Origin of the sequence: Embleya scabrispora DSM 41855, from assembly GCF_000372745.1 — a bacterium.
GTDB lineage: Bacteria > Actinomycetota > Actinomycetes > Streptomycetales > Streptomycetaceae > Embleya > Embleya scabrispora.
In genome coordinates this window covers 164,562-191,229 of the sequence record NZ_KB889574.1, presented here as the reverse complement: position 1 = coordinate 191,229, position 26,668 = coordinate 164,562, and the positions used below count along the sequence as shown (strand labels likewise).

General features: G+C 70.3%; 24 protein-coding genes and 1 pseudogene. 18 read left to right on the top strand and 7 right to left on the bottom strand.

Features of this window, described 5'->3' with window-relative positions; genetic code table 11:
• The first annotated feature begins 216 nt into the window (after positions 1–216).
• Positions 217–2,502: an ATP-binding protein gene (locus A3IC_RS52930; RefSeq protein WP_020549344.1), complete on the top strand. Its 2,286-nt coding sequence runs from the start codon at positions 217–219 to the stop codon at positions 2,500–2,502.
• A gap of 504 nt (positions 2,503–3,006) precedes the next feature.
• On the opposite strand, the gene A3IC_RS0106970 is transcribed toward A3IC_RS52930, so the two are convergent.
• Positions 3,007–3,948, bottom strand: a complete 942-nt coding sequence (locus A3IC_RS0106970) for an SGNH/GDSL hydrolase family protein (protein WP_020549342.1) — start codon at positions 3,946–3,948, stop codon at positions 3,007–3,009.
• Positions 3,949–4,203: 255 nt separating this feature from the next.
• On the opposite strand from A3IC_RS0106970, the gene A3IC_RS0106965 reads away from it, so the two are divergent.
• The 4 genes from A3IC_RS0106965 (at position 4,204) to A3IC_RS0106950 (ending at position 8,599) form a co-directional block, all read left to right on the top strand.
• The gene (locus tag A3IC_RS0106965; RefSeq protein ID WP_026217961.1) at positions 4,204–5,421 is read left to right on the top strand and encodes a PucR family transcriptional regulator; all 1,218 of its coding nucleotides are present in this window, start codon (positions 4,204–4,206) and stop codon (positions 5,419–5,421) included.
• A 365-nt stretch (positions 5,422–5,786) separates the two neighbouring features.
• A complete protein-coding gene (locus A3IC_RS52920) occupies positions 5,787–6,194 on the top strand; it encodes a winged helix-turn-helix transcriptional regulator (protein ID WP_020549340.1) in 408 nt (135 codons plus the stop codon).
• Positions 6,195–6,621: 427 nt separating this feature from the next.
• Entirely contained in the window at positions 6,622–7,491 is an 870-nt protein-coding gene (locus A3IC_RS0106955; protein ID WP_245599167.1) for an alpha/beta hydrolase family protein, read from the top strand.
• A 277-nt stretch (positions 7,492–7,768) separates the two neighbouring features.
• A complete protein-coding gene (locus A3IC_RS0106950; RefSeq protein WP_020549338.1) occupies positions 7,769–8,599 on the top strand; it encodes a MerR family transcriptional regulator in 831 nt (276 codons plus the stop codon).
• A 78-nt stretch (positions 8,600–8,677) separates the two neighbouring features.
• Here A3IC_RS0106950 and A3IC_RS0106945 read toward each other — a convergent pair whose 3' ends face one another.
• A complete protein-coding gene (locus tag A3IC_RS0106945; protein ID WP_020549337.1) occupies positions 8,678–9,124 on the bottom strand; it encodes a MarR family winged helix-turn-helix transcriptional regulator in 447 nt (148 codons plus the stop codon).
• Positions 9,125–9,199: 75 nt separating this feature from the next.
• Between A3IC_RS0106945 and A3IC_RS0106940 the strand changes: the two genes are divergently transcribed.
• Positions 9,200–9,571, top strand: a complete 372-nt coding sequence (locus A3IC_RS0106940) for a cupin domain-containing protein (RefSeq protein ID WP_026217960.1) — start codon at positions 9,200–9,202, stop codon at positions 9,569–9,571.
• Between the two features lie 88 nt (positions 9,572–9,659).
• Positions 9,660–10,034, top strand: coding sequence for a cupin domain-containing protein (locus tag A3IC_RS0106935; RefSeq protein ID WP_020549335.1), 375 nt, complete (start codon positions 9,660–9,662; stop codon positions 10,032–10,034).
• A 128-nt stretch (positions 10,035–10,162) separates the two neighbouring features.
• Here A3IC_RS0106935 and erm read toward each other — a convergent pair whose 3' ends face one another.
• Together erm and A3IC_RS0106925 are read right to left on the bottom strand one after the other, a co-directional pair.
• Positions 10,163–11,005, bottom strand: a complete 843-nt coding sequence (gene erm, locus A3IC_RS52915; RefSeq protein ID WP_079026287.1) for a 23S ribosomal RNA methyltransferase Erm — start codon at positions 11,003–11,005, stop codon at positions 10,163–10,165.
• A gap of 258 nt (positions 11,006–11,263) precedes the next feature.
• Positions 11,264–11,608, bottom strand: a complete 345-nt coding sequence (locus A3IC_RS0106925) for a hypothetical protein (RefSeq protein WP_020549333.1) — start codon at positions 11,606–11,608, stop codon at positions 11,264–11,266.
• A gap of 128 nt (positions 11,609–11,736) precedes the next feature.
• Between A3IC_RS0106925 and A3IC_RS72950 the strand changes: the two are divergent.
• Positions 11,737–12,012 (top strand): annotated as a pseudogene (locus A3IC_RS72950) (hypothetical protein); the annotation flags it as partial.
• 306 nt (positions 12,013–12,318) lie between these two features.
• On the opposite strand, the gene A3IC_RS64345 reads toward A3IC_RS72950, so the two are convergent.
• The gene (locus A3IC_RS64345; RefSeq protein ID WP_086018410.1) at positions 12,319–12,507 is read right to left on the bottom strand and encodes a DUF397 domain-containing protein; all 189 of its coding nucleotides are present in this window, start codon (positions 12,505–12,507) and stop codon (positions 12,319–12,321) included.
• A 137-nt stretch (positions 12,508–12,644) separates the two neighbouring features.
• Complete coding sequence (locus tag A3IC_RS0106920) at positions 12,645–13,508, bottom strand: helix-turn-helix domain-containing protein (protein WP_158695835.1); 864 nt, start codon at positions 13,506–13,508, stop codon at positions 12,645–12,647.
• Between the two features lie 254 nt (positions 13,509–13,762).
• Between A3IC_RS0106920 and A3IC_RS0106915 the strand changes: the two genes are divergently transcribed.
• Both A3IC_RS0106915 and A3IC_RS0106905 read left to right on the top strand, forming a co-directional pair.
• A complete protein-coding gene (locus A3IC_RS0106915) occupies positions 13,763–14,254 on the top strand; it encodes an ATP-binding protein (protein ID WP_079026284.1) in 492 nt (163 codons plus the stop codon).
• 508 nt (positions 14,255–14,762) lie between these two features.
• The gene (locus A3IC_RS0106905) at positions 14,763–15,539 is read left to right on the top strand and encodes a phosphotransferase (RefSeq protein ID WP_020549329.1); all 777 of its coding nucleotides are present in this window, start codon (positions 14,763–14,765) and stop codon (positions 15,537–15,539) included.
• 541 nt (positions 15,540–16,080) lie between these two features.
• On the opposite strand, the gene A3IC_RS0106900 is transcribed toward A3IC_RS0106905, so the two are convergent.
• Entirely contained in the window at positions 16,081–16,419 is a 339-nt protein-coding gene (locus A3IC_RS0106900) for a hypothetical protein (protein ID WP_020549328.1), read from the bottom strand.
• Between the two features lie 843 nt (positions 16,420–17,262).
• On the opposite strand from A3IC_RS0106900, the gene A3IC_RS0106895 reads away from it, so the two are divergent.
• From A3IC_RS0106895 to nuoH, 8 genes are all read left to right on the top strand, one after another.
• Positions 17,263–17,622 carry an NADH-quinone oxidoreductase subunit A gene (locus A3IC_RS0106895; protein WP_020549327.1) on the top strand — a complete coding sequence of 120 codons (360 nt, stop codon included), beginning with the start codon at positions 17,263–17,265 and terminating at the stop codon, positions 17,620–17,622.
• A 118-nt stretch (positions 17,623–17,740) separates the two neighbouring features.
• Complete coding sequence (locus A3IC_RS0106890; RefSeq protein WP_020549326.1) at positions 17,741–18,361, top strand: NuoB/complex I 20 kDa subunit family protein; 621 nt, start codon at positions 17,741–17,743, stop codon at positions 18,359–18,361.
• Positions 18,358–19,134: an NADH-quinone oxidoreductase subunit C gene (locus A3IC_RS0106885; protein ID WP_020549325.1), complete on the top strand. Its 777-nt coding sequence runs from the start codon at positions 18,358–18,360 to the stop codon at positions 19,132–19,134. Before A3IC_RS0106890 ends, A3IC_RS0106885 begins: the two co-directional genes overlap by 4 nt.
• On the top strand, positions 19,134–20,471 hold the full coding sequence (locus tag A3IC_RS0106880; RefSeq protein WP_020549324.1) for an NADH-quinone oxidoreductase subunit D: 1,338 nt from the start codon (positions 19,134–19,136) through the stop codon (positions 20,469–20,471). Before A3IC_RS0106885 ends, A3IC_RS0106880 begins: the two co-directional genes overlap by 1 nt.
• Positions 20,468–21,334 carry an NADH-quinone oxidoreductase subunit NuoE gene (gene nuoE, locus A3IC_RS0106875; protein WP_020549323.1) on the top strand — a complete coding sequence of 289 codons (867 nt, stop codon included), beginning with the start codon at positions 20,468–20,470 and terminating at the stop codon, positions 21,332–21,334. Before A3IC_RS0106880 ends, nuoE begins: the two co-directional genes overlap by 4 nt.
• Complete coding sequence (gene nuoF, locus A3IC_RS0106870; RefSeq protein WP_020549322.1) at positions 21,331–22,668, top strand: NADH-quinone oxidoreductase subunit NuoF; 1,338 nt, start codon at positions 21,331–21,333, stop codon at positions 22,666–22,668. The genes nuoE and nuoF overlap by 4 nt, the downstream gene beginning before the upstream one ends.
• Position 22,669: 1 nt before the next feature.
• Complete coding sequence (locus A3IC_RS0106865; RefSeq protein WP_020549321.1) at positions 22,670–25,324, top strand: NADH-quinone oxidoreductase subunit G; 2,655 nt, start codon at positions 22,670–22,672, stop codon at positions 25,322–25,324.
• 11 nt (positions 25,325–25,335) lie between these two features.
• Positions 25,336–26,664 (top strand): NADH-quinone oxidoreductase subunit NuoH, encoded by a 1,329-nt coding sequence (gene nuoH, locus A3IC_RS0106860; RefSeq protein ID WP_052173248.1) that lies wholly within the window; start codon positions 25,336–25,338, stop codon positions 26,662–26,664.
• Positions 26,665–26,668 lie beyond the last annotated feature (4 nt).

Here is a 26,668-nt window from a genome sequence, read left to right as displayed (position 1 = left end):
CCGGCGTCGCCCGCCCGGCTCGCGTTCGGCGAATCGGCGCCGGAGGGGCCGTTGTCGGGTGGATGGCGAGTGAGCGGTAGGACGACGGCAGGACGACGGCAAGGGTGTTCATCGGGCGTCGAGTGAGCGTTGAACACGACGTGGGACAACGGGCGGACGACTTCAGCCCCGGCCGCCGCTCGGTCGCTCGTGACGCATCAGTAAGGTCTCTTATCCATGCTGACGTTTCGTGTTCTGGGAGCGCTCGAGGCGTGGGACGGTGAGCGACCGGCCGACCTGCGCGGCCCGCGCCATCGGGCCGTTCTCGCTCGGCTCGTCCTGGCGCGGGGGCACGTCGTACCGGTCGACCGGTTGATCGAGGACCTGTGGCACGGCGAGTCGCCGCACCGCGCGCTCGGCTCCGTACAGACCTTCGTGTCGCACCTGCGCCGGGCGCTCGAACCCGACCGCGCGCCGCGCACACCCTCGACCGTGCTGGTGACCGCGCCACCGGGTTACGCCTTCCGGGTCGGCACGGACGAGGTCGACGCGTGGCGCTTCGAGGCACTGGTACACCGGGCCGGCGGCCTGCTGGCGGCCGGCGCGGCCGAGGAGGCGCTGCGTGAGTTGACCGCGGCGCTGGACCTGTGGCGCGGGCCGGCATACGCGCAGTTCGCCGACGAACCGTGGGCTCGGCCGGAAGCGGCCCGACTGGAGGAGTTGCGCCTGGTCGCGGTCGAGCGGCGGGCCGAGGCCGGCCTCGCCATCGGGCAGGCGTCCGGAATCGTGCCGGGCCTGGAGGCGCACGCGGCCGCGCACCCGCTGCGCGAGGAGAGCTGGCGACTGCTCGCACTGGCGATGTACCGATGCGCGCGCCAGGGGGACGCGTTGGCCGTACTGCGCCGGGTACGGACCGCGTTGCGTGAGGAGTTGGGGGTCGAGCCGGGCGCGCGGTTGCAGCGCCTGGAGGCGGATATCCTGGCGCACGCCGCGGAGTTGGACGCACCGACGGCGGTGTCGAGCGCGGCGGGGGCCGCCGCGCCGGCGCTTCGGGAGGCGCCGGGCGCCGCAGCTCAGGCCCCTCCCTCGATCTCCGCCGAGCACATGTCGGACCACACGTCCGACCACCTTTCCGAGCAGGGTTCCGAGCAGATTTCCGGCGACGCGACGGGAGGCGGGTTCGTGGCGCGCATGACCACCTTGATCGGTCGGGCCGAGGAGACCGCGACTCTGCTGGGCGCGGCGAAGCGCGCCGACGGGCGGCTCGCGGTCGCGCTGGTCAGTGGCGACCCGGGCGAGGGCAAGACCGCGTTGACCGAACACGTACGGGAGTTGCTGGCCGCCGAGGGCTGGCGGGCCGCGTGGGGACGCTGCCCGGAATCCGGCGGCGCGCCGGCCGGGTGGCCGTGGACGCAGATGTTGCGCACGCTCGCGGCGGTGAGTCCGCCGGACGAGGAGACCGCGCGCGTGCTGGCACCGCTGCTCGCCGACTCGTTCGTCCCGGTCGGTGATCAGGCCGCGGCGAAGCTGAGGCTGCATCAGGCAGTGGTGGGCTATCTGGCCCGCGCCACCGCGGAGACGCCGTGGCTGTTGGTCCTGGACGACGTGCACCGCGCGGACGAGGAGACGTTGGCGCTGCTGTGCCACCTGGCCACCGACCGGGACGCGGCCGGACGGGTGCTGCTGGTGGTCACCTACCGGCACAACGAGGTCGGCGACCTGCTCGCCGACGCGCTCGCCCGCCTGGCGCGCTGCGGCCCGGAACGCATCGAACTCACCGGCCTGGCCCCGGAGGCGGTCGCCGATCTGGTTCGCGGCGCGGTCTCGGCGCCGATCGACGAGGACACCGTACGAGCGATCGTGGACCGCACGGCGGGCAACCCGTTCTACGTCCTGGAGACGGCGCGGGTACTGGCGGCCGAGGGGGCGCACGCAGCGGTGTCCGAGGTCCCGGTCGGGGTACGGGACGTGATCCGGCGGCATGTCGCGGGTCTGCCGAAGGCCGCCCAGGAGGTGCTCAAGCAGGCCTGCGTGCTCGGCCGGGACATCGACGTCGACGTGCTGTTGGCACAGGGCGGCACCGACGAGGACACGGTGCTCGACGCGGTCGAATCGGCGCTGCTGACCGGGCTGCTCGTCGAGCCGGACGCCGGCCAGCTGCGGTTCACCCACGCGCTGGTCCGCGACACGCTCTACGAGGACCTGTCCCAGCTGCGCCGAGCCCGGATGCACGCCCGCACGGCCGAGGCGATCGAGGCCGTGCGTCCCCGGGACGTGGCGGCACTGGCGCACCACTACCTCGCGTCGGCGTCGCGCGCGACGGCGGCGAAGGCCACCCACTTCGCCCGCCTCGCCGCACTCGACGCGGAGATCCACTTCGCGTACCGCGAGGCGGCCGAGTTGTGGCGCGGGGCACTCGTGGCCTTCGAACGCTCCGGCGTCGCGGACGAGGCGGCCCGCAAGGAGATGGAGGCGGGAGTGGAACGCTCCCTCGCCCAATCGGGAGACCACAGCCACGACTGACGCCGCGAAGCCGCCGGCCGCCGGCCGTCGGAGGCACGCTTCACGACGCCTTCGAGCTCCGCGCAAACGCAGGGTGTCGTGGCCGCCGTTCGGCTCCGGAGGGTGCGTAGACTCGATGTCGCCATCCTTTGACAACGGTCATCCTCATGGTCGCTGTGTGATCGGGTGTTTCGGCGCCAGGGATGGTCCGGTGGGGGTGTGTTCTCGGCATGCCGACCGGTTGGGTGAACAGTGACCGAATAATTCTCCTTACCCTTGCCGCAGCCGGAGTGCTCACGATCGCCCTGTTCTCCATCAAGGGCATCCTGGACCAACTGCCCGAAGTGATCGCCTCGCTGGAGCGAGTGCGCAAAGCCTGGCGGAGGTTCAGGGGGCATCCGTAGCCGAACAGCGCCACCACAAGGCCCACTCGGGGAAGCCCGAGGGGCCTTGTGCACGACCGGGGGCGGTCGCGGTCCGGGGCGGTCGGCCCGCCGGCCCGGCCTCCGCTCCGGCCCGGGTCGGCTACGCGGGGATGTGGGGGGCGATGATCGTGGCGTAGTTGGCCTCGCCGCGGCGGTTGGGGTGCAGGGGGGCGGCCAGGTCGGTGGGGACATAGCCCTCGACCCACTTGGCGGCGGGAGCCTGGCACGCGTCGTGGCCCGCGCTGGGGCCGGCCACGTCCACGTAGTCGGCGCCGTGGGTGCCGGCCTGGGCGGCGATCGTTGCGTTGAGGCGGTCCACGCTGCCCTGGAGGTAGTCCGCGTCGACAGCGAGCACCGGCTGGTACGGCCAGCAGCCGCCGGGCCTGATGTACAGACCGTAGCCGGTGACCACGACCCGCGCGTGCGGAGCGCGCTGGTGGATGCCGGTCAGTACCGCACCGAGTTTGGGCGCGAACGCGTCGACGCGCTGGGCGATTTGGTCGACCCCGCCAGCCGTCCACCTGTCCCGGCACGGGGTCGCGAACGGGTTGAGCGTCGCGCATCCCTGGGCCACGCCCACCAGGCCCACGTCGTTGCCGCCGATGGTCAGGGTGACCAGCGTGGTGTGCGTACCCAGCGCGTCGAACTGCGGCGGCGCCTCGCCCATGTCGACGCCGGCCACCGACAGATGCTGCGGCGACGTCATGTCGTCGCTGTCCGCGCCGCTGCACGTGACGTCCCGCAACTCGGCGACGTTCAGGCGCGTCGCGAGGACGTGTGCGTAATTGTTGGTGGACCGGCCGCACGCGAGCGGCCCGGTGATGTCCGGGATCAGCGGACCCGAGGCCATCGAGTCGCCGAGCGCGACGTAGACCTGACGATCCGCCGCGCCCGCCGGCGCGGTCGCGGCGACCAGTCCGGTCAGGGCCAGCGCGCCGGCCGCGATCGCCGCCGCGGTGCCGCGGGCGAACCCGCGCAGCCGACGGCGTGGCTTCCGGGGACTGCCGTGCAGCCGACTCCTCGTACGTGCAGCAGAGTTCATGACGACTCCCGCCGGTCGTGGAATGTCCCACGCGTCATCATGCAGACTCGGACACAGTGGCTTAACTGGTGAGTAACACAGACTTTCCGGGAGGTCTCTGTGACACGTGCCAACTCGCCGCGTGACCGGACGCCCACCACCCGCGCGGCGCCCCACGTGCCCGATACACCCGCCGCACCCGCCGCACCCGCCGCGCCCACGGAACAGGCCGCGCCCGCCGCGCAATCGCACCCCGATCGAGCGCGCCCCGGGCCGCTGCGGATCGGCGGCCGGCCGGTGGCGGCCCGATTGCGGGCCGGCGCGCCCCGGTTGACCAGGGAGGTGCTCGATCGGCTGCCCGCCGAGTTGCCCGCGTACGCGGCGCTGCCGGCCGAGGAACTGGGCGGGGACATCGCCGAGATCGTGCAGCACACGGTGCGGTTGTTCGCCGACGTGGTCGAGGGTCGGCTGGCGGCCTGCGATGCGGACCTCGCGCCGCAGTGCGCGTCGGCGGCCCAGCGGGCGGAGGAGGGCGTACCGCTCGACGCGATCCTGACCGCGTATCAGATCGGCGTCGAGATGTGCTGGCGCGAGACGACCGGTCAGGCGCGGCCGGAGGAACTCGGCGATGTTCTGGTCCTGTTCGCCGACCTGCTCGGGCTTCAGCGGGCCATCGTCGCGGCGGTCAGTGCGGCCTACCTGGAAGCCCGTCGATCGCTGGAGGGACCGGAACAAAGCGGCCGACACGCGCTGTTCGCGGCCCTGCTCGCAGGCGAGTCGGCGGATACGGTCGCCGGCCGGACGGGGGTGCGCCCGGCCGCCCGCTACCTGGTCCTGACCCTCGTCCTCGCCGCGCATCCGGACGAGGCCCGCCCGGGCCCGTGCGCCGCCATCGCCGCACGGCGCAAGCTGCGTCGGATCCGGCAGGCCCTGGACGGCTTCACCGGCCACCCCGCGCTGACCGCGCTCGACCCGGGCGGCGGGACCGCGCTGCTGCCGGTGGACGCCGCGCCCGACTGGCCGAAGGTACGCGCCCTGATCGCGCACGCCGCCGACGCGGCCGACACCGCGATCACCGCCGCGGCCGCGCTCACCGAGCCGACCGGCATCCCGGATGCGGTGGACCGCAACACCGAGGTGATCCGGCTGATCCGCAGCAGCGGCCGCGGGCCGGGCCTGTACCTGCTCACCGACGTGCTGCTCGACTACCAACTCAGCCGCCCCAGCGCCGCGTTGGCCGGCCTGGCCGGCCTGCTCACGCCGCTCGACCGCAGGCCCGAGCTGTTGCTCACGCTGGAGACGTACCTCACCCACGGCCGCGACCGCCGGGCCACCGCCGCCACCCTGCACCTGCACCCGAACACCGTCGACTACCGCATCCGCCGGGTCACGGGCCTCACCGGCCTGTCCCCCAACCGCGTCGAGGACCTGCATCGGCTGAACGCGGCCCTGGTCGCCCGGCGGACGTTGGGCGCGGGGACGCCGGGCGGCTGACGGGGCCGTCGGTGTGGTTGTCATGAGTGGTTCTGTGAACGGTTCGTCCCCCGACGACTCCGGTGCGTCCTTCGGCAACGCCTCGGCCCGCCCGGGAGCCGCCTCCTCGGCCGCCACGAGCGGCGCGATCGGCGCCCCGGGGGCGGTGGACGGCGCGGCGGGCTCGGCAGGCGAGGTGGGCGAAGCGGCGAGTCGCGCACGCCGTACGACGGGCCCGAAGGTGACACCTCACGTCAGGGTGCCGAGGGCCGGTCGGGTGGGTCGGTCGAGACCTCCTCCGCCGAGGCGCCTGATCGTCGCGCCGGTGCGTCCCGCGCCGCCCGCGCTCCGTCGGGCGACCGTGTTCGGTCGCGGCGACGCTTGCCGTGGTGGGGGAGAAATGGGCGCTGTTGGCCGTCCGCGAGCTGAGCTTCGGCAACCACCGCTTCGACGCGATCGTCCGCAACACCGGCGCGCCGCGCGACATCCTCACCACCCGGCTGCGCGCGATGGAGGCGGCCGGCATCCTGGAGCGCCGCCGCTACCAGGACCGTCCGCCGCGCTTCGAGTACCACCCGACCGACCAGGGCCGCGACCTCGCACCCGTGCTGCAGACGCCGGCGTCCTGGGGCGACCGCCGGCTGGCCGAGGAGCCACCGGTGGTGTTCCGGCACGGCGACCACGAACTCGACGTCGCGGTGATGTGCCGGACCTGCGGCGCGGAGGTCGAGCCCGACAGCGTGCGGCTACACGCCCACGCGCAAGGATGGGACCGGACCGGGCCGGTGGGCTGAGGGCCACGCGCCGGACCCGTCCCTGGCCCGCCCAGGAATGACCGGCGCCTGATCGGGCTTGCGCCGTTGCGGCCGATCGGGTCTCCAGGTCCCGGCACGGATGACCGGAACGGCGCCACGGAGCGGACGCGCGACCGGCCGCTCCGGTCCAGGCGAACCGTGTGCCGCCGGCATCCGGGCCGCGTCTGCCTCTCGGAGTGCACAACGGGCCGTGCTCGGTGCGGGCGGGTCGTGCGCTGCTCCGAGGCATGAACACCGAGCACGAACGAGAGGACCGCTCTCGAACCGCCGTCTCGGATACCGGTGAAGAGGTGGTGTTCCGGCCGTGCGCTCTTCGTTGTCCCTGAGCTTGATCCTTATCCTCGGGCCGGACCGGGGCTGCGGGAGAAGCAGGCCGTGAGGCAGGCGGTCTCCCTACGATGTCGCCATGACGAGCTCTGGGCAGGAACAGCCGCTGATACGTGTCCTGTACGACGAGTCCCGCCGTGACCTACGGGATTCGGCTCGTCCGCGGCCCGTCCGTCTCTACCTGTGGGAACCGGGCCATCCGCCGGCTGCGCCCGCCCCGCTGGTCGTCGTCTCGCATGGCACCGGAGGTTCGGGCAGCGACATGGAATGGCTGGTACGCCCGCTGTGCGAGGCGGGTTTCCGTGTGGTCGCCCTTGACCACCACGGCAACAACTTCGTCGACGGCTACGAGCCGGAGGGCTTCCTCCACGTGTGGGAACGGCCCCGGGATGTCTCCTTCGCCCTCGACGTGCTCGCTCGAGAGCAGCTCCTCGGTCCGGTCGGCGCCGCGGGCTTTTCCCTCGGCGCCTACACGGTGGTGGCGCTTGCCGGGGCTCGCCTCGATCCGCGGGTCCTGTGGGCCGTGTCGACGGGGGCGGTGCCCCTTCCTGAAATCCCCGAATTCCCCGGCGTGCTGGAGGCGTTGCGGACGAAATATCCGGACGATGAGTCGTCGCGGCGTGCGATGGACGGCGTCGGAGCGGAGCTTTCGGATCCCCGAGTGCGGGCGGTCTTCCAGGTGGCTCCGGGAGTCGGCGGTTTCGTGACCCCGGAAAGCCTGGCAACCGTGCGGGTGCCGGTTGGGATCCGGTGGGGTGGAGCGGACACGGTCAACCCGTACGAGGTCGACACCAGGCCGTACCTGGAGCACATTCCCACGGCGAGTGGCCGCTCGGCCGGCCCCGACGTTCGCCACGACGACTTCTTCGCGCCGGAACCTGCCGACCCGGCCGTCCGCGTCCGGGTCGGCAGGGAAGCGGCCGCCTTCTTCCTGCAGCACCTTGGCTGATCCTGCGTGGCTCCTTGTGCTTGAGGGCCGCGGGTAGCCGGCCCGGCTGCCCTGAGCCGACTTCTCGCGCGTTGCCGCCACGAGGCCGGCCGGTTCGCGCCGGCTCCGCGTTCGCCCGCTCGGCTCACCGACTCGGCACCCGTTCCGCGCCCGCCCGCCCCGCCCGTTCCGCGCCCGCCCGGCCACCCTGCCCTGTCGGGCCCGCCGTACCGCCCCGCCCGATTGTCCGCCCCCGCTTGACCCTGACACCGTGTGAGGCACTGCACTGGGAGGCGTCATGTTCACCATCGGAGACTTCGCCCGGCACGGTCGCGTATCGGTTCGCATGCTGCGGCATTACGACGCGATGGGGCTGTTGCGGCCCGCCCGCGTCGATCCGGACAGCGGCTATCGCTTCTACGAGGCCGGCCAACTCGCCCGGCTGAACCGGGTGATCGCGCTCAAGGACCTCGGCTTCACCCTTCACCAGGTGCGGAGCATCCTGGACGAGCGGGTGAGCGTCGAGGAACTGCGAGGGATGTTGCGCCTGCGACGGACCGAACTCGCCGCCACCGTGGCGGCGGACGCCCTGCGGCTGGCCCAGGTCGAGGCGAGGCTCCGGACGATCGAGGCCGAGGGGCGGATGTCGGCCGACGACATCGTGGTCAAGCGCATCCCCGCGGTCCGGGTCGCCGAGTTGACCGTCACCACCACCGCCGATGCCGACGGGCCGGAGGGGATCGGGCCGATCATCGACCCGCTGTACGACGAACTGTGTCACCGACTGGAGGCCGCGGGCGTGTCGCCGACCGGGCCGGGGATTGCCTACTACGAGGCCGCGCCGGACGAGGACGACACCGTCGTCATCCACGCCGGCATGACGGTCGCGACGGAGCCCCGCGCCGACTTCGACTTCGCGATCGTGGACCTGCCCGAGATCGAGTGCGCCGCCACCTACGTCCATCGCGGCTCCATGGACCATGTGATGACCGGTGTCCAGGCGTTGGCCGGCTGGATCGACGCCAATGGGTACCGCTCCCTGGGTTACGCCCGTGAGCTCTACCTCGAGTGTCCGGACGATCCGGAACAGTGGGTTACGGAACTCCAGGAGCCGATCGCCGCCGGCTGAATCGGGATGCCGGCGGGGTGATCGCACGCCGGCGGTGGCGCGTTCGTCGATCGCCGCCGTCACCCGCGTGGGGTCGCCTCACAGCGGACGGAACAGGCGGGCCGGGTCCGGCCCGGCGGAGGTGGCGGCCGGCGCCGCCAACGCCCGTCGTACGACGACCACGTCTTCCGCGCCGACCTCCTGCGCCAACCTGCCCTCGTACTCGGCGTGGAACTCACGTACCACCGCCAACATCGCGACGCCGCCCGGCGCCGGACGCAACTGCTTGGCGCGCTTGTCCGCCGGGTCCGGGCGGCGTTCGACGTAGCCGGCGGCCACCATCTCGTCGATCACCTTCGCCGCGCCCTGCGTCGTGATCCCGAGCCGTTCGCCGAGCCGCGTGGCCGTTGCCGCCTCCCGGTCCAGTGTGCGCAGCACGAAGCCGTACGACGATCCCACCGCCGGGAACCCGCGTTCCGCCAGGTGCGCGTGCAATGCCTGGACGAAGGTCTGGTGGGCGTGCGCCAACAACAGTCCGAAGTCCACCCTTGACGCCCTCTCGGCATTATGTTCAACTCGGGTTGTATACCTTGGTTGAACACTCTAGTGGAAGGAAACGCCGTGCCTCTCGTCAAAGCTGCCGACGCGCCGCTCTTCGAAGCTCCGTTGATGACCGCCACCGGCCTCGCCGCCCCGAGCCGCGGCTCGACGGAGAACAGCGTCTGGCGCTTCACCATGCACCCGGGCAACCCCGGTCGCGAACACGCCGTCACCCGCGAGGAGATCTTCATCGCGATCAGTGGGAAGGCCGTGGTCACCCTCGACGGTGAAACGCGCGACTTCCACGCCGGTGACGCGCTCATCGTCCCCGCGCACGTGCCCTTCGGCATCGCCGTCCCGGGCGACGAGCCCTTCGAGGCGGTAGCGATCCTGCCTGTCGGCGGCCAAGCCGAGATGGGCGGCGACCTGATCGATCCGCCGTGGGCTCAGTAGACCCGTAATTACTGTTTCTCTCTGCCTCCGCTTCTGCCCTCCGCTTCTGCCCCCTGCCCTTGCTCTCTGCCTCAAGGAGACGATCCCCATGCCGTTCATCGCCGCAGCCGAAGCGCCCGTCTTCGACAACCCGCACGCGACCTTCGTGGGCCTCGCCGCCCCGAGCCGTGGCTCCACCGAGAACGCCGCATGGCGGCTCACCCTCAAACCGGGCACGTCGTCCCCGCCGCACGCGCTCACCCGGGAGGAGATCTTCGTCGCGCTGTCGGGTCGGCTCACCGTCACCATGGACGGCGACACCTTCGACGTCGAACCGGGCGATGCGCTGGTCGTCCCGGCCGACACGTCGTTCGCCCTGGCCAACCACGGCACCGACCCGTTCGAGGCGGTCGTGGTCCTTCCGGTCGGCGGCCAGGGGCTCATCCCCGGCCAGGAGCCCTTCGTTGCCCCGTGGGCCCGGTAGCGCGTACAACTCCCGGCCCGCGCGCGGCGTTGCCGCGTCGAGCACCCGGCCGTGCATGTTGCGGACCGCGCTCCCGGGACGGAACTTGCGGCCCTCGACGAGCGGTTCGGCAGAGACGACGGCGAAGCTCAGCGGGGTCGGCGCGCCCATTCGAAATCGGTGCCCTGGGCGCGGGCCGCTCCGTTTCCGCCGCCCCCGCGTCCCCGTACGTCGCTCAGCCGCCACAACGCGCCCCACTGCCCTGCGGTCAACTCCTTGGGCAACGCATATGGCGAGAGTCGCTCGTCCCCGAACCACTCGCGCAGCGCCGGACCCGCGAACCGCCCCGTCCGGGTGAGGATTTCACGCAACCCCCGCCCCGGCCCGGTGAACACCTGCCGCACCAGCTCCTGGTACGGGCCCCGCCGTCCCTCGACCAATGGCGCGTCCCGACGGGTGATCGACAGCAGCCCGCCGTCCACCGAAGGCATCGGCCGAAACGCCCGAGCGGGCACCCGGGCGTGCAACGCGAACTCGTACCAGGGCCACCAGGCAGCCGTCAGCATCGTGGCCCCGCCCACCCCGGCCCGCCGCCGGGCCACCTCCCACTGCACCAGCAACACCGCGCTCTGCCAGTACTCGGTCTCCAGCAACCGCCGCAGCACCGACGTGGTCAGATGAAACGGCAGATTGCCCACCACGGTGTGCCGCTCGCGAGGAAAGCGAAACCGCAGCACATCGGCGGCCACGACGTCGACATGAGCGGGCACCCGCCGCGCCAGCCGCCGGGCCCGCTTCGGGTCGAGTTCCACCGCGGTGATCGGTCGTCCGGTTCGACTCAGCGGCACCGTGATGGCACCGTCCCCGGGCCCGATCTCGACGATCGGCCCGGATGTACGCGCGACAAGATCCTCGAAAAGTGCGATCACCGCACGATCGACAAGGAAGTTCTGACCGAGCTCATGACGTCCACCATGAGTGGGATAAGGCACGAGGGGGCTCCGCAAAGGCAGTTCGGAGCCGGGCAGCACGAAGAAGCCGCACCGGCAAGGGATCCGAAGTGCGGCGGAACCAGGAGAGAGAAGTCCTCAGCCCGCCGCTAGAAGCGGCGAGTCCTCGTGAAAGCGAAAGCGAACATCCCACAACCATAGCCGGCCGGGTCGCCCACGCTCATCCCGTTTCTATCCGCGATCGGCCCGGCGGCTGTCCAGGAAGGCTCCGATGCCGTGATCACACCAGTCACTGCGTGATCATTCCACTGCTTCAGGTTCTCCCTGCTCGAACGCGATGCGGCAGCGTTCCACCTGGTCGGCCACCTGCTCCATGAACCAGCGCATGATCTCGTAGGGGACCACACGATCGTCAGGGCTGTAGACGCGGACGGTCGGTCGCAGGTTCGGGTCCTCGTCCGGGACAAGCGCCACCAGAAAGGCAGCGCCGGGCAAGTGCGTCACCACGGCATCGGGGTTCTCGTCCCCCTCGGCCGGCGCAGGAACAGCCTCGCTCAGCTCCACGGCCCAGGCATCGTCGGGCAAGGCGTAGTGAAACAAGACGGCGTAGTGACGACCCGCATGTTCTTGCAGCTCCCATGGCATGTCAGCAGGCTGCCACGGCTGCCGTGTCGGAGTCTCGCGGGTATCCCGGCTCTCACCCGGGCACAGGCCGGCCGGCGTTTACGGGACAACCCTCAGCTTGACTCTGTCGGTGATCTTGGTATTTCCCGGTGCGGCAGGCTGATCATCGGGCATGCTCGGGCTGTTCCGAAGGCCGAATCAGTTCGAGGTGTCTGTCGTCCCTCCGCCCCCGTTCCGGTGAGCAGGTCCCTTCCCTGACCGCGCAGGTCGCGCGGGCGAGCAACCCGGGTGGCACGACGGCGATATGGGTGCGGGACCGCCTCGATGGGCTGTGGAACGACGAGGACTTCGCCGACTGGTATCCACGTGACGGTGGTCCGAGCCTCGCGCCTGCCCAATTGGCCACCGTCTGCGTACTGCAGTTCCTGCTCGGCTTGTCGGACCGGCAGGCGGCTGAGGCGGTGCGCTGCCGCATCGACTTTAAGCTCAGGAAAGCTCGTGACCAAAACCAACATCGCCCGCACCCAGCCCTGCGAGTTTGGCGACGTCGACGCGGTTGGATCCTTGGCCGGATCCATCGGCTCTGTTCCACACGGCAGTTGGGTGCTGCGGGTGAGGGTGGGACTGATCATTGCGTGTGTTCCATGTGGTTGGATCTCTTCCACTCAACCAGGTACGCGGGCGCAGGAGCGGGCCAGGGCTCGTTCGGATGTCCGTCCGATGGGTCTCCGTCAGCGGGAGAGCTTGATGGCTTCTGTGAAGATCATCCACGCCCGACGGTCGTACGTGTGAATGGGTCCCAACCCAACTTTGCTGTCCCTGACCAGGACACCGGGGATGTCGAGGGCGGTTTCGACACAACCACCGCCGTCGCTGTAGGAAGAGGTTCTCCACGCCGGCGTGGTGTTTGGCTGCGACATGTGATCTCCCAAACTAGGCATGCCTTTCCTCCATCATGGGACCAGGTCCGGACTCGCAGGGACGCGGGGTGGCCGATCCTGCACATGTCGTTGCGCGGTTCCAGTATCGACTGATGCAAGACGGTGGCGGAATCCACCTACCTCAAGTGGAACTCCTTTGCGCTTCGCAGGAATTCCAGGCTGTCGGCCGGCCCGAGAGACAGTGTTTCGATGCTGGCGAAGGCATCGGCAAAGCCCGCGACCTGATCTTCTTTGGTGAAGTACGTGCTACCGCTGAGGCTTTCCGTGTAGACGACGTCCGGCATCTCCGTTTCGTGCGGCAGCTTGAGCCATAGGAAAGCGTTGGTCAGTCCTCTGTGGGCTCCGGCCTCGAACGTGACCACTCTGATCGTGATGTTGGGCAGCGCGGCAAGGTCGATCAGGCGTGAGATCTGGTCACGCATGACGGTACGGCTACCGATGACGCGGCGCAGGGCGCTCTCGTCAATGAGCGCCAGCAGGCGCGGCGGAGACTCACGTCGGAGCAATTCCTGGCGACGCAAGCGCAATCGAACACGGCCCTCGACAAGCGACTGATCCGTGGTGTGCACGCTGATGATCTCTCGGGCGTACTCCTCGGTCTGGAGCATGCCGAACAACATTCCGCTGCTGACAGTTCTGAGTTCGTCGGCCGCCGTCTCGACGGCGAACAGCTGGCCCAGGCCCCGGGGGACGACGCCGGCCTCGTCTTGCCACCAATCCGGCAGCTTCGCCTTCTCCATCAGAGCGAGCGTGTCCTCGACCTCATTGGGAGTTCGCTCGTACAAGCGAAGGAGTTCGGCGATCTCGATGCGCTTGAGTGGCCACTGGCGACCGGTTTCGTAGCGCGAAATCTTGGGTGTGGAACCGTCGATCGCTTCGGCCGCCGCCTTTGCGGAAACCCCGGCTTCGTCGCGGTACTTACGCATGCGACGACCGAGTTGAACGCTGGCCACCGTCGGCTCCGGCCTGTTCTCCGCCAACACGTCTCCTCGACTGCACGTGCCCAGATGTTCGCCGTCATCTTGCCGCATGGTGCTTCGCAGCGATGCCTCGTCCAGAGACTGCGGCGGCTGAATCGTCGCACGGAGTCACTCTTCTCGTTGAAATTTCAGAGATAAGCCTTGCTCTGAGGATGTTCACTTGTACCTTGAGGTTACCTTCGCGCCACTGATCGTGATCATGCGGGAAGGGCAGTTTCGGGCGGGCAAGTCCCCCTGCTGCAAGGGAGTTCGAGATGACGTCAGCCCCAGCCCCTCACTTGTACCTGTCTAGGGACACGGTCGTGACAACGGCCGCTCGTGCATACGTGTTCGACGTGTGCACCGTGTTGGGCGTCGACCGAACCACCGAGGGCCACGCCGATTGGCTGGATGGCGTCCTCGTGGTCGCAACCGAGTTGGTTACCAACGCCTGGAAGCACACCACCGGCGAGATCGCCGTCCACTGGTGGGTCGACGGGCAAACACTGACATTCGCCGTCACGGACACCAGATTCGTAGAGCTCGTGTGGACTCGTGACTCGGACGCCGTGCCGGCGGATGGCGAAGCGGGACGGGGGTTGGGGATTGTCGCGAACCTCGCGGACCACTTGGCCTACGGGCCCATCTGCAACGACGGCCACGAGGGCAAGTGGGTCGCTGCCGGATTCACACTTCCCGAGGCCCCACACGCTGTGCGCCATCGGCGCCAAGCAAAGAGAACCGACCGATGTGGCAGCGCAACGTGACCCTGCCCCAGCGCGCCTTGGGCTCGGCTGCCGATTGAACGAAAGAGAAGGATGACCGGGGCGTCGAATGTCGCCTCTTCGACCGGCAGCGGCCGGGCGTCTCGATTCCAGGCGTGAGCCCGGCCGCTGCCTCCATCTATCCACCGTGAGGCGTGATGGAGATTCAAGAATATCGAGCCGATGCACAGCCGCCGATTCGTGTCGGTTGTCGTGTTCGGCACGTCGACGCACATGCCGACCTTCCGGAGGGGACCGTCGTGGCCCTTCCTCCGGCGCCGGAGCGTGTTGCCGTGGTGCAACCGCATCGGGCGGGGCGGTCGCCTTACCTGTGCCCGGTCGGGCACTTGGTGGCGCTCGACCTCGATGTGGAACTGGGCAAGGCGGTAAGGCGGTTGATGCGGGTGGACCATCTCGGGCGGGAACTCGGTGCGGTGTTGTTGTCGGTGACATCGATCGGGGTGCCTTGCCTCCGTCTGCCCGCGGAAACCGAATCGATTCGGGAGACGGGATGAGCAGGCGTTACGCGTGGCTCGAACTCCCCTTTGCCGTCCACGGGTTCATCGAGAAGACGGCCGGACCCGTGCTCTCGGTCGAACCCATCACCGGCCCGTACACCAGTTCTTTCGCCGCGACCGTCACCACCCCGACCGGCTCGGTGTTCGTCAAGGTTGCCGAGGAGGCCACCGCGCCGCTGTCCGCGCGGGCGCAGACGAGCGAGATCGCGGCGAGTGCCGTCACGGGTGTGTTGTCGCCGCGATTGTTGCGGCACGGCACGGTCGACGGGTGGCGGGTACTCGTCTTCGAGCACGTGGAAGGCCGCCCCCTCCGGCTGTGCCTGGATTCGCCCGACATGGTGTTGGTGGTCGGTGCCCTCGACCGCATCGGGCGCATCCGACCCGGCCGCAGCGCGGGTCTGCCCACCCTGGCCGCGCGGCTGCGCGAGCACCTTCCCCCCGGACGGACCGGGCCATTGTGCGGCAACACCCTGCTGCACACCGACCTGACCTCGGCCAACATGATCGTCCGGCCGGACGGGAGGTTGTCCGTCGTCGACTGGGGGCAGGTGGCGCTCGGGCCGCCGTGGGCGGAGGTCGGCTACCTCGGTGCCAATCTGGTGGACGCAGGCCACAACCTCGGCGAGGTCCGCCGCTGGATGTGGCGATTCCCCGACCGGCGTCGGGCATCCCCCACCGCACGGCGGGCGCTCGCGAAAGCGATGGTCGGGCACTCCGGCGACCACTCGACCTGGTGGACCCTCCTGGCCGAACCGCCGATCGTCGGCTGATCCTTCGAAGCCCGCGCCGAGTGGGGCCACCTCGACGGCGGCTCCGCTCGGCGACGGCTCCGTCGGTGCCGGCGCGCGCGCCGACGGGGATCCGAATGCCTCCCGTGGGATCGAAACGAGGTCGGGATCGATCCGGGGCGGAGTGGTGGTCGGGGAGGGCCGGGCGTCGCGGAGTGCGTCGGGGAATTCACGGTGAGTCGGTTCGGCGCTCGGTTCTCGGTTGCTCCCCAGGCGCGGGAGGCGGCCGAGCGGGTACATCGCGGCCGCCACGGCGGCGGCGTAGGCGGCGAGGTTCAGCCCTGCTGGGCCTGCGGTATCTCTTCACTCCCAGGTCCTGCACCGAGGAGAGCGGGTGCGCGACCACGTGGCACCAGGCCGGCGCGGTGATCCTGTTGTCCGTGGGCGTGGCACTGGTCTCGTGGGCGTGGCCGCACACGTGCCGGGGCACCCGCCGCCGACGCCGACGCCGGGCCCGGGAGGTCGGTCGCGCACAGGCGGGGGTGAGCCGGCTTCGGTGAGCCGAAGCGCCGGGTGCCGCCGATCAGGACGCGCCGACCAGGGCCACGGCCTGGAGGATGACGCCGATGCCCAGGACCGGGAGGCCGACCTGCCAACGGATGCGGCGCGGGAGGGTCACGGTGAGGAAGAGACTCAGGAGGGCCGCGAGGCCGCTGAGTTTGGCCAGGAGGACCAGGCGGTTGCCGGCGGCGGTGGTGTCGGCCGAGCACGAGGGTGCGCAGGTGTCGCCGTCGGCGGCGAGGGTCAGCAGCACGAATGCGTCGACCACGGCCATGGCGAGGATCGCGGCGACGACCAGGGCGACGAAAGTGACGATCGGGCCGTGGCCGGTCTTGTGGTCTCCGTATGTGGCTTGGGGCATGGCTCGACGCTAGGGAGAGACGGGCTGCGCCGGCGTGAGCATCGGTACTCATGTGGCGGCCCGAGTACGGACCGCAGCACCGGGTGAGACGCCCATGGGTCGCCGGTGTGGGTGGCCGACTCGGCGGGTATCGGAATCTCGTCGCGGGGTTACGGTCCCGCGGGACACCCACGCGAGTGGTGTGGTGGGTGGGGTGGTCGGTCCCGTTGGGTGCGAAGGGGCGCCGCCCGCCGCGACCGGGTCGGCGCGTACCGGGTCCCACGAAGGGCGCTCCTGACCCCGCCCCGGTCGACCCCGCGCCGCCCCTCGGGGCCGCTGTGGATTCGGTGACCCCCGGCGCGTCAGCGCCCACGACTTGATCGTCGACCCGTGATCGACGAGCGAGCGAGGAGAGCGGCCGGAGGCCGCCGGCAGCGCAGCGGCCCGCGCGCAGCGCGGTCTCACGGGAGCGGCCGGAGGCCGCCGGGCGGCGCATCCGCCCCCGCGCAAGGCGCGGATTTCCGGTTACGCACCGTACGCAACCGGCCGGATCATTTATCACAACCGATCATGCTCGGCCAAATTTGATGCCCCTTCGGAACCGGTGGTATAGGCGAATCCCATGATCAACATCGTCCGTGAGCGGCGGATCGTTTAGTCGGCCGAATTTCTCACCCTGTGTGATTTTTGCCTGCACGCAACCGTTTCTGATCGATCATCAGGTGGGGAAGATCACACCATGATCGTTCCCTACCCGTGTCGCAGATCACATCGGAAGGGGCCTAGGATGGGCGCCGTTCCGGCAGCTTGTGAACCCGGTCACATGCGTGACTCCGGGGGACTGAGAAGGGAGATGGGAGCGCGGTGAACCTGTACGCGCCGATCCTCGTGCTCGGGGGCATTGCCCTGGCCTTCGGAGTGGTCTCCCTGGTGATGGGGGCGCTCACCGGGCCCAAGCGCTACAACCGGGCCAAGCTCGAAGCCTACGAGTGCGGCATCGAGCCGACCCCGCAGCCGATCGGCGGCGGGCGATTCCCGGTCAAGTACTACCTGACGGCGATGCTCTTCATCGTCTTCGACATCGAGATCGTCTTCCTCTACCCGTGGGCCGTCTACTTCGACTCGCTCGGGATGTTCGGTCTCGTCGAGATGGCCATGTTCGTGGCCGCGGTCTTCGTCGCCTACGCCTACCTGTGGCGTCGCGGCGGCCTCGAATGGGACTGACCAACCGGCCTCGAATGGGACCGACCAAGGAGTAGGCAAGGACGTGGGACCGATGAGCCGAGACGCCCAGGCTTCCCCACAGGCTTCCCCCAACGATTGACGGAGAGAGGGCATCCGCGTGGGTATCGAGGAGAAGCTGCCCAGCGGCTTCCTGCTGAGCACCGTGGAAGGGCTGGCCGGCTACTTCCGCAAGGGATCCTTCTGGCCGGCCACGTTCGGACTCGCGTGCTGCGCGATCGAGATGATGGCCACCGGCGCCGGCCGCTACGACCTGGCCCGCTTCGGCATGGAGGTCTTCCGGGCCTCGCCCCGCCAGGCCGACCTGATGATCGTCGCCGGCCGGGTCAGCCAGAAGATGGCGCCGGTCCTGCGGCAGATCTACGACCAGATGCCCAACCCCAAGTGGGTGCTGTCGATGGGCGTGTGCGCGTCCTCGGGCGGCATGTTCAACAACTACGCGATCGTCCAGGGCGTCGATCACGTGGTGCCGGTGGACATCTACCTCCCCGGCTGCCCGCCCCGGCCCGAGATGCTGATGGACGCGATCATCAAGCTCCGCGAGGAGATCCAGGCGATGCCGCTGGGCGTCAACCGCGAGAAGGCGGCCCGCGCCGCCGAGCAGGCCGCCATGAAGGCGCTGCCCACCATCGAGATGTTGCCCGCGAGCGCCCGCCGAGGCGCGCACGAGCTCAACCCCGGCATCCCGGTCGGCCACGCGCCCGAGGGGGGTGCCCGATGACCACCCCCGCCAACGGCGCCCCGAACCCCACGCCCGAGGAAAAGGCGCAGCTGCCCGCCCCTCGCGACAAGCACGGCGTACCGATCGGCGAACCCATCGAGGTCCGCCACGGCATGTTCGGCGCGAGCGGATCGGGCGACACCTCCGGCTACGGCAAGCTGGTCCACACCGTCGCCTTCCCCGGCGCCGCCGCCCGCCCGTACGGCGGCCCGCGCGGTACCGCGGCCGGCGAGGGCGAGTTCGACCTGGTCGCCGACGAGCTCTCCGGCGCCCTCGCGGAAGCCGGCATCGAGTTCGACGAGGCGATCGAGAGGGTCGTGGTCGACCGCGGCGAGCTCACCTTCCACGTGCGCCGCGAGTCGCTGCCGCGGATCGCGCTGACCCTGCGCAACGACCCGGCCCTGCGCTTCGAGCTGTGCACCGGCGTCTCCGGCGTGCACTACCCGCAGGAGACCGGCCGTGAGCTGCACGCGGTCTACCACCTGCGCTCGATCACCCACAACCGGGCGGTCCGGCTCGAAGTCTCGGTCCCGGACGCGGATCCGCACCTGCCGTCCCTGGTGAGCGTGTATCCCGCGCTGGACTGGCACGAGCGGGAGACCTACGACTTCTTCGGCCTCGTCTTCGACGGCCACCCCGCGCTCACGCGCATCCTCATGCCGGACGACTGGCCCGGCCACCCGCAGCGGAAGGACTACCCGCTCGGCGGCGTGCCCGTCGAGTACAAGGGCGCCCAGATCCCGCCGCCCGACCAGCGGAGGTCGTACAACTGATGAGCGATCAGACAACGACACCCCCATCCGCCGCGCACGCGCGGGAGACCACCGAGGGCCGGATCTACACGGTCACCGGCTCCGACTGGGACGAGGTGGTCCAGGCCGCGGCGGACGCCGAAGAGCGCATCGTCGTCAACATGGGCCCGCAACACCCCTCCACGCACGGCGTGTTGCGCCTGATCCTGGAGATCGACGGGGAGAACGTCACCGAGGCCCGCTGCGGAATCGGGTACCTGCACACCGGCATCGAGAAGAACCTGGAGTTCCGCAACTGGACCCAGGGCGTCACCTTCGTGACGCGCATGGACTACCTGATGCCGCTGCACAACGAGACCGCGTACTGCCTCGCGGTGGAGAAGCTGCTCGGCATCACCGACGACATCCCCGAGCGCGCGCAGGTGATCCGGGTCCTGCTGATGGAGCTCAACCGGATCTCCTCGCACATGGTCTGCCTGGCCACCGGCGGCATGGAGATCGGCGCGCTCACCGTGATGACCTTCGGGTTCCGCGACCGCGAGCTGATCCTCGACGTGTTCGAGATGATCACCGGGCTCCGGATGAACCACGCCTACATCCGCCCCGGCGGTCTCGCCCAGGACCTCCCGCCCGGCGCCGTGGACAAGATCCGCGAGCTGGTGAACATCCTGCCCGGCCGCGTTCGCGAGTACGAGCTGCTGCTCAACGACAACGCGATCTTCAAGGGCCGCACCCAGGGCATCGGCTACCTCGACCTGGCCGGCTGCATGGCACTGGGCCTGACCGGCCCGGTGTTGCGCTCCACCGGGCTGCCGCACGACCTGCGCAAGACCCAGCCCTACTGCGGCTACGAGAACTACGAGTTCGACGTGGCCACCGCGGACTCGTGCGACTCCTGGGGGCGGTACCTGATCCGCATCGAGGAAATGAAGCAGTCGCTGCGGATCGTCGAACAGTGCCTGGACCGGCTGGCCCCCGGGCCGGTCATGGTCGGCGACAAGAAGATCGCCTGGCCCGCCCAGCTCGCGCTCGGCTCGGACGGCCTGGGCAACTCGCCCGCCCACATCGCGAACATCATGGGCACCTCGATGGAGTCCCTCATCCACCACTTCAAGCTGGTCACCGAGGGCTTTCGGGTACCGCCGGGCCAGGTCTACAGCGCGATCGAATCACCGCGCGGCGAACTGGGCGTACACGCGGTCAGCGACGGTGGCACCCGCCCCTACCGCGTGCACTTCCGCGACCCCTCGTTCAACAACCTGCAGGCCATGGCCGCGATGTGCGAAGGCGGTCAGGTGGCCGACGTGATCGTCGCAGTGGCGGGCATCGACCCCGTCATGGGAGGTGTCGACCGATGAGTACGGACCTGGGCATGCCGATGCCCCCGGCCAAGCCGGCTCCGCCGTTTCCGCCCGAGGTGCGCGCCCGCCTGGAGGTGGACGCGAAGGAGGTGATCGGGCGCTATCCGCAGGCCCGCTCGGCGCTGCTGCCGCTGCTGCACCTGGTGCAGGCCGAAGAGGGCTATGTGACCGGCACCGGCATCGAGTTCTGCGCCGACATGCTGGGCCTGACCGCGGCGGAGGTATCCGCGGTCTCCACCTTCTACACGATGTACCGGCGTCGCCAGGGCGGCGACTTCCACGTCGGCGTCTGTACGAACACGCTGTGCGCGGTGATGGGCGGCGACGAGATCTTCGCGAGCCTCAAGGACCACCTCGGGATCGGCAACAAGGAGACCACCGCCGACGGCGTGGTCACCCTGGAGCACATCGAGTGCAACGCGGCGTGCGACTACGCGCCCGTGGTGATGGTCAACTGGGAGTTCTTCGACGACGCGACCCCGCAGTCGGCCAAGGAACTCGTGGACGACCTGCGCGCGGGCAAACACGCGGTACCCACCCGCGGCGCGCGCCTGTGCACCTTCCGGGACACCTCGCGGATCCTGGCCGGCTTCCCGGACGAGCGGCCCGGCGCGGTCGACGAGGGCGGCGCGGGCGGCGCCGCGAGCCTGGTCGGCCTGCGCATCGCCAACGGCACGCAGGCCGACGAACCGGCCCGCCTCACCCCCGCACGTCGGCCGCCCACCGAGGACGTGGCGAAGGACGCCCCGGCGTCCCCGAGTTCGCACGACGCTCCGGCGCGCACCGCCGAATCCGACCCGGCCCACCCCGCGCCGCCCACCGGGCCCGCGACCGACCAGGACGGGGACCAAGCGCCGTGACCGAGCCATCCCTCCTCACCCCCGTGCTCTCCGCGAACTGGGACGAGCACCAGCCGTGGACGCTGGACACCTACCGGCGCGGCGGCGGCTACGACGGCCTGCGCAAGGCGCTGGCGATGCACCCCGACGAGGTGATCCAGACCGTCAAGGACTCCGGTCTGCGCGGTCGCGGCGGCGCGGGCTTCCCCACCGGCATGAAGTGGGGCTTCATCCCGCAGAACGACGGCAAGCCGCACTACCTCGTGGTCAACGCGGACGAATCCGAGCCGGGAACCTGCAAGGACATCCCGCTCATGTACGCCAACCCGCACGTGCTGATCGAGGGCGTGATCATCGCGTCCTACGCGATCCGCTCCGAGCACGCGTTCATCTACGTGCGCGGCGAAGTGGTCCCGGTGCTGCGCCGACTGCACAACGCGGTCCGCGAGGCGTACGCCGCCGGCTACCTCGGCAAGAACGTGCTGGGCTCGGGCCTCGACCTCGAACTCACCGTGCACGCGGGCGCGGGCGCCTACATCTGCGGCGAGGAGACCGCGCTGCTCGACTCGCTGGAGGGCCGCCGGGGCCAACCCCGACTGCGCCCGCCGTTCCCGGCGGTGGCCGGCCTGTACGCGTCCCCGACCTGCGTGAACAACGTCGAGTCGATCGCGTCGGTGCCGCCGATCCTGAACAAGGGCGTCGAGTGGTTCCGCTCGATGGGCTCGGAGAAGTCGCCCGGCTTCACGCTGTACTCGCTGTCCGGACACGTCAAGCGGCCCGGTCAGTACGAGGCCCCGCTCGGGGTGACCCTGCGCCAACTGCTGGACCTGGCGGGCGGGGTGCGCGAAGGACACCGGATCAAGTTCTGGACGCCCGGCGGCTCGTCCACGCCGATGTTCACCGACGAGCACCTGGACGTACCGCTCGACTACGAGGGCGTCGGCGCGGCCGGATCCATGCTCGGCACCAAGGCGCTGCAGATCTTCGACGAAACCGTGTGCGTGGTGCGCGCGGTGCTGCGCTGGACCGAGTTCTACGAGCACGAATCCTGCGGCAAGTGCACGCCGTGCCGCGAAGGCACCTACTGGCTCACCCAGCTGCTCACCCGGCTGGAACGCGGCGAGGGCACCGAGCAGGACCTGGAGACCCTGCTCGACGTCGCCGACAACATCCTCGGCAAGTCGTTCTGCGCACTGGGCGACGGTGCCGCGAGCCCGATCCAGTCCTCGCTCAAGTACTTCCGCGACGAATACCTGGCGCACTTCGAGCACGGCGGCTGTCCGTTCGACACCGCGGCATCCACCGCGTGGGCGAGCACAGCCCCCGCTTCAACCGGGGCAGGAGCGCACAGCTGACATGACAGTCACGACCAACACCCCCGCGGGTGGGCCGCCGGCCCCCAAGCCGGAGGACCTCGTCACCATCTCGGTGGACGGGATCGACGTCTCCGTGCCCAAGGGCACCCTGGTGATCCGGGCCGCCGAGCTGATCGGCATCCAGATCCCCAGGTTCTGCGACCACCCGCTGCTCGACCCGGTCGGCGCGTGCCGGCAGTGCCTGGTCGACGTCGAGGGCCAGCGCAAGCCGCTCGCTTCGTGCACCACCACCGTCACCGACGGCATGGTCGTGCGCACCCAGCTCACCTCGCCGGTCGCGAAGAAGTCGCAGGACGGGGTGATGGAGCTGCTGCTGATCAACCACCCCCTGGACTGCCCCGTCTGCGACAAGGGCGGCGAGTGCCCGCTGCAGAACCAGGCGATGGGCGCGGGTCGTTCGGTCTCGCGCTTCGCCGAGGTCAAGCGGACCTTCCCCAAGCCGCTGCGGATCTCCTCCGAGGTCCTGTTGGACCGCGAGCGCTGCGTGTTGTGCGCGCGCTGCACCCGCTTCTCCGAGCAGGTCGCGGGCGACCCGTTCATCGCGCTGATCGAACGCGGCGCACTCCAGCAGGTCGGGATCTACGAGAAGCAGCCCTTCGAGTCCTACTTCTCCGGCAACACGATCCAGATCTGCCCGGTCGGTGCCCTCACCTCGGCCGCGTACCGCTTCCGGGCCCGGCCGTTCGACCTGGTGTCCTCCCCGACCACGTGCGAGCACTGCGCGTCCGGGTGCTCGCTGCGCGCCGATCACCGGCGGGGCAAGGTGCTGCGCCGGCTCGCCGGCGACGAGCCCGAGGTCAACGAGGAATGGAACTGCGACAAGGGTCGCTTCGCGTTCCGTTACGCCACGCAGCAGGACCGGCTCACCTCCCCACTGGTTCGGGACGAGGAGAGCGGCGAACTGGTTCCCGCGTCCTGGTCCGAGGCGCTGGGTGTGGCCGCGCGCGGGCTCGCCGCCGCACGCGGCAACGCCGGCGTCCTGGTCGGTGGGCGGGCCACGCTGGAGGACGCCTACGCCTACGGCAAGTTCGCCCGGGTCGCGCTCGACAGCAACGACATCGACTTCCGGGCCCGGGAGCACTCCGCCGAGGAGGCCGAGTTCCTCGCCGCCAAGGTGGCCGGCACCGGACTCGGCGTGACCTACGCGGACCTGGAGAAGGCCCCCGGCGTGCTCCTGGTCGGGTTCGAGCCCGAGGACGAGTCGCCGATCGTGTTCCTGCGGCTGCGCAAGGCCGCCCGCAAGGGCCTGAAGGTCTACGGCATCGCGCCGTTCGCCTCGGCCGGCCTGGTCCGGACGAAGGGCACGCTGCTGCGCGCGGCCCCCGGAACCGAGACCGAGTGGCTCTCCGCGCTCGGCGACCCGGCGGTCGAGGGCGAACTCGCCCGCGGCGCCGCCGACCTGCTGCGTACACCGGGCACCATCGTGCTCGTCGGCGAGCGCCTGGCAGGCGTGCCCGGCGCGTTGGCCGAGGTCACCGCGCTGGCCGCACGCACCGGCGCCCGACTCGCCTGGATCCCGCGCCGGGCCGGCGAGCGCGGCGCACTCGACGCGGGCGCGCTGTACAACCTGCTTCCGGGCGGGCGACCGGTCAGCGACCCCGCGGCCCGGGCCGAGGTCGCCGCGGCCTGGGCGGTCGCCGACCTGCCCGGCGGCTACGGCCTGGACGTCACCTCGATGCTCACCGCGGTCCGCGAGCAGCGCCTGGCCGCACTCGTGGTCGGCGGCGTCGACGTGGACGACCTGCCCGACCCGGCCGGCGCGATCGCCGCACTGGACGCGGCCCGCTTCGTGGTCAGCCTGGAACTGCGGCACAGCGCGGTCACCGAACGCGCCGACGTGGTCTTCCCGGTCGCCGCGCCCGCCGAGAAGCCCGGCACCTTCGTCGACTGGGAGGGCCGCGAACGCCCGTTCGCCACCGTGCTGAAGAAGGACCAGCTCACCGGCGACCTGGCCGCGGTGATGTCCGACCTGCGGGTGCTCGACGCGATCGCCGAGGCGATGGCCGAACAGCGCGAGGGCACCCCGATCGACCTGCCCTCGCTCACCGCCGCCCGCCGCGAACTGCGCCGGCTCGGCCGGTGGAGCGGCGACCGGGGGCCGGCCCCCGAGGGCCGGACCCGCGAACTCCCGCGCCCCGGTGTGGGCGAAGCCGTACTGGCCACCTGGCGGCTGCTCCTGGACGAGGGCCGCGGGCAGGACGGCGAACCCCATCTGGCGGGCACCCGGCGCGCGCCGGTGGTCCGACTGAGTGCGTCCACGGCCGCCGAGATCGGCGCCGAGGACGGGGGCGGCGTCACCGTGACCTCGTTGCACGGGGAGGTCACGTTGCCGCTGCGCATCACCGACATGACCGAGCGCGTGGTCTTCCTGCCCGCGAACTCGCCCGGCTCCTCGGTGCGTCGCGCGCTGCGGGTGGGCGCGGGCGAGGTGGTCAGGATTCGGCCGGCCGTGGCGGATCTCGCCCAGGCGGAGGGTCCCAACGGAAAAGAGCACGAAATGCTTCCGAGCAAGGGTGGGGGCGGGCGACGGGCGGGAGAGCACGAAGTGCTTCCGAACAAGGGTGGGGGCGGGCGACGGGCGGGCGGCACCGGCCTCAACGGTCGGACCGCACACGTTCATGAGGAGGAGCGGTGACGGACAGCGGCATGCAGCTCGCCGCGGTCGGGTTCGGTACCGATGTCTGGTGGCTGATCCTGCTCAAGGCGGTGCTCATCTTCGCGTTCTGCGTCGTCATGACGCTGTTCGCGATCTGGTGGGAACGCAAGGTCGTGGCCTGGATGCAGATGCGCATCGGGCCCAAGTACACCGGCCCGCAGGGCCTGCTCCAGTCCCTCGCGGACGGCGTGAAGCTCGCGCTCAAGGAGGACATCACCGTCAAGGGCGCCGACAAGGCCGTCTACATCATCGCCCCGATCGTGGCGATGGTCCCGGCGTTCATGGCGTTCGCGGTGATCCCCTTCGGGCCCGAGGTGTCGATCTTCGGGCACCGCACGCACCTGCAACTGACCGACCTGCCGGTCGCGGTCCTCTACATCCTCGCGGTCGCGTCCGTGGGCATCTACGGCATCGTGCTCGCGGGCTGGTCCTCCGGCTCGACCTACCCGCTGCTCGGCGGGCTGCGCAGCTCGGCGCAGATGATCTCGTACGAGATCGCGATGGGCCTGTCGTTCGCGGCGGTGTTCCTCTACTCCGGCTCGATGTCCACCTCGGAGATCGTCGCCGCCCAGCAGGACACCTGGTACGCGGTGCTGCTGCCGGTCTCGTTCATCATCTACGTCGTCGCGATGATCGGCGAGACCAACCGCGCGCCGTTCGACCTCCCCGAGGCCGAGGGCGAGCTGGTCGGTGGGTTCCACACCGAATACTCGTCGCTGAAGTTCGCGCTGTTCTTCCTCGCCGAGTACGTGAACATGGTGGTGGTCAGCTCGCTGGCGACCACGCTCTTCCTCGGCGGCTACCTCGCGCCGTGGCCGATCACCGCGGTCTGGGAGGGCGCCAACTCCGGCTGGTGGCCCTTCCTCTGGTACTTCCTCAAGGTCCAGGCGTTCATCTTCGTGTTCATCTGGCTGCGCGGCACGCTGCCGCGGTTCCGCTACGACCAGTTCATGAAGATCGGCTGGAAGGTGCTGATCCCGCTCTCGCTGGTGTGGCTGATGCTGGTGGCCACCGTGCGCGCGCTCAAGAACGAGGGCTACGAGCAGTCCCGGATCGTGCTGTGGGTCGCCGGCGGTGTGGTCGCCCTGCTCCTGCTGTCGATCCTGTGGGACGCGGTCACGCCCAACCGGGACGAGGAGGCGGACGCGAAGGCGGCCGGACCCGAACCGTTCGACCCGATGGCGGGCGGGTTCCCCGTACCGCCGATGCCGGGCCAACAACTCCCGCCGGTGCCGCGCCGCAACGTGCGCAAACCCGAGCCGGTCGGTGCGCCGGCCGCGGCGGAGCTTCCGGCCGACCGCACTGAAGGAGAGGCATAGACCC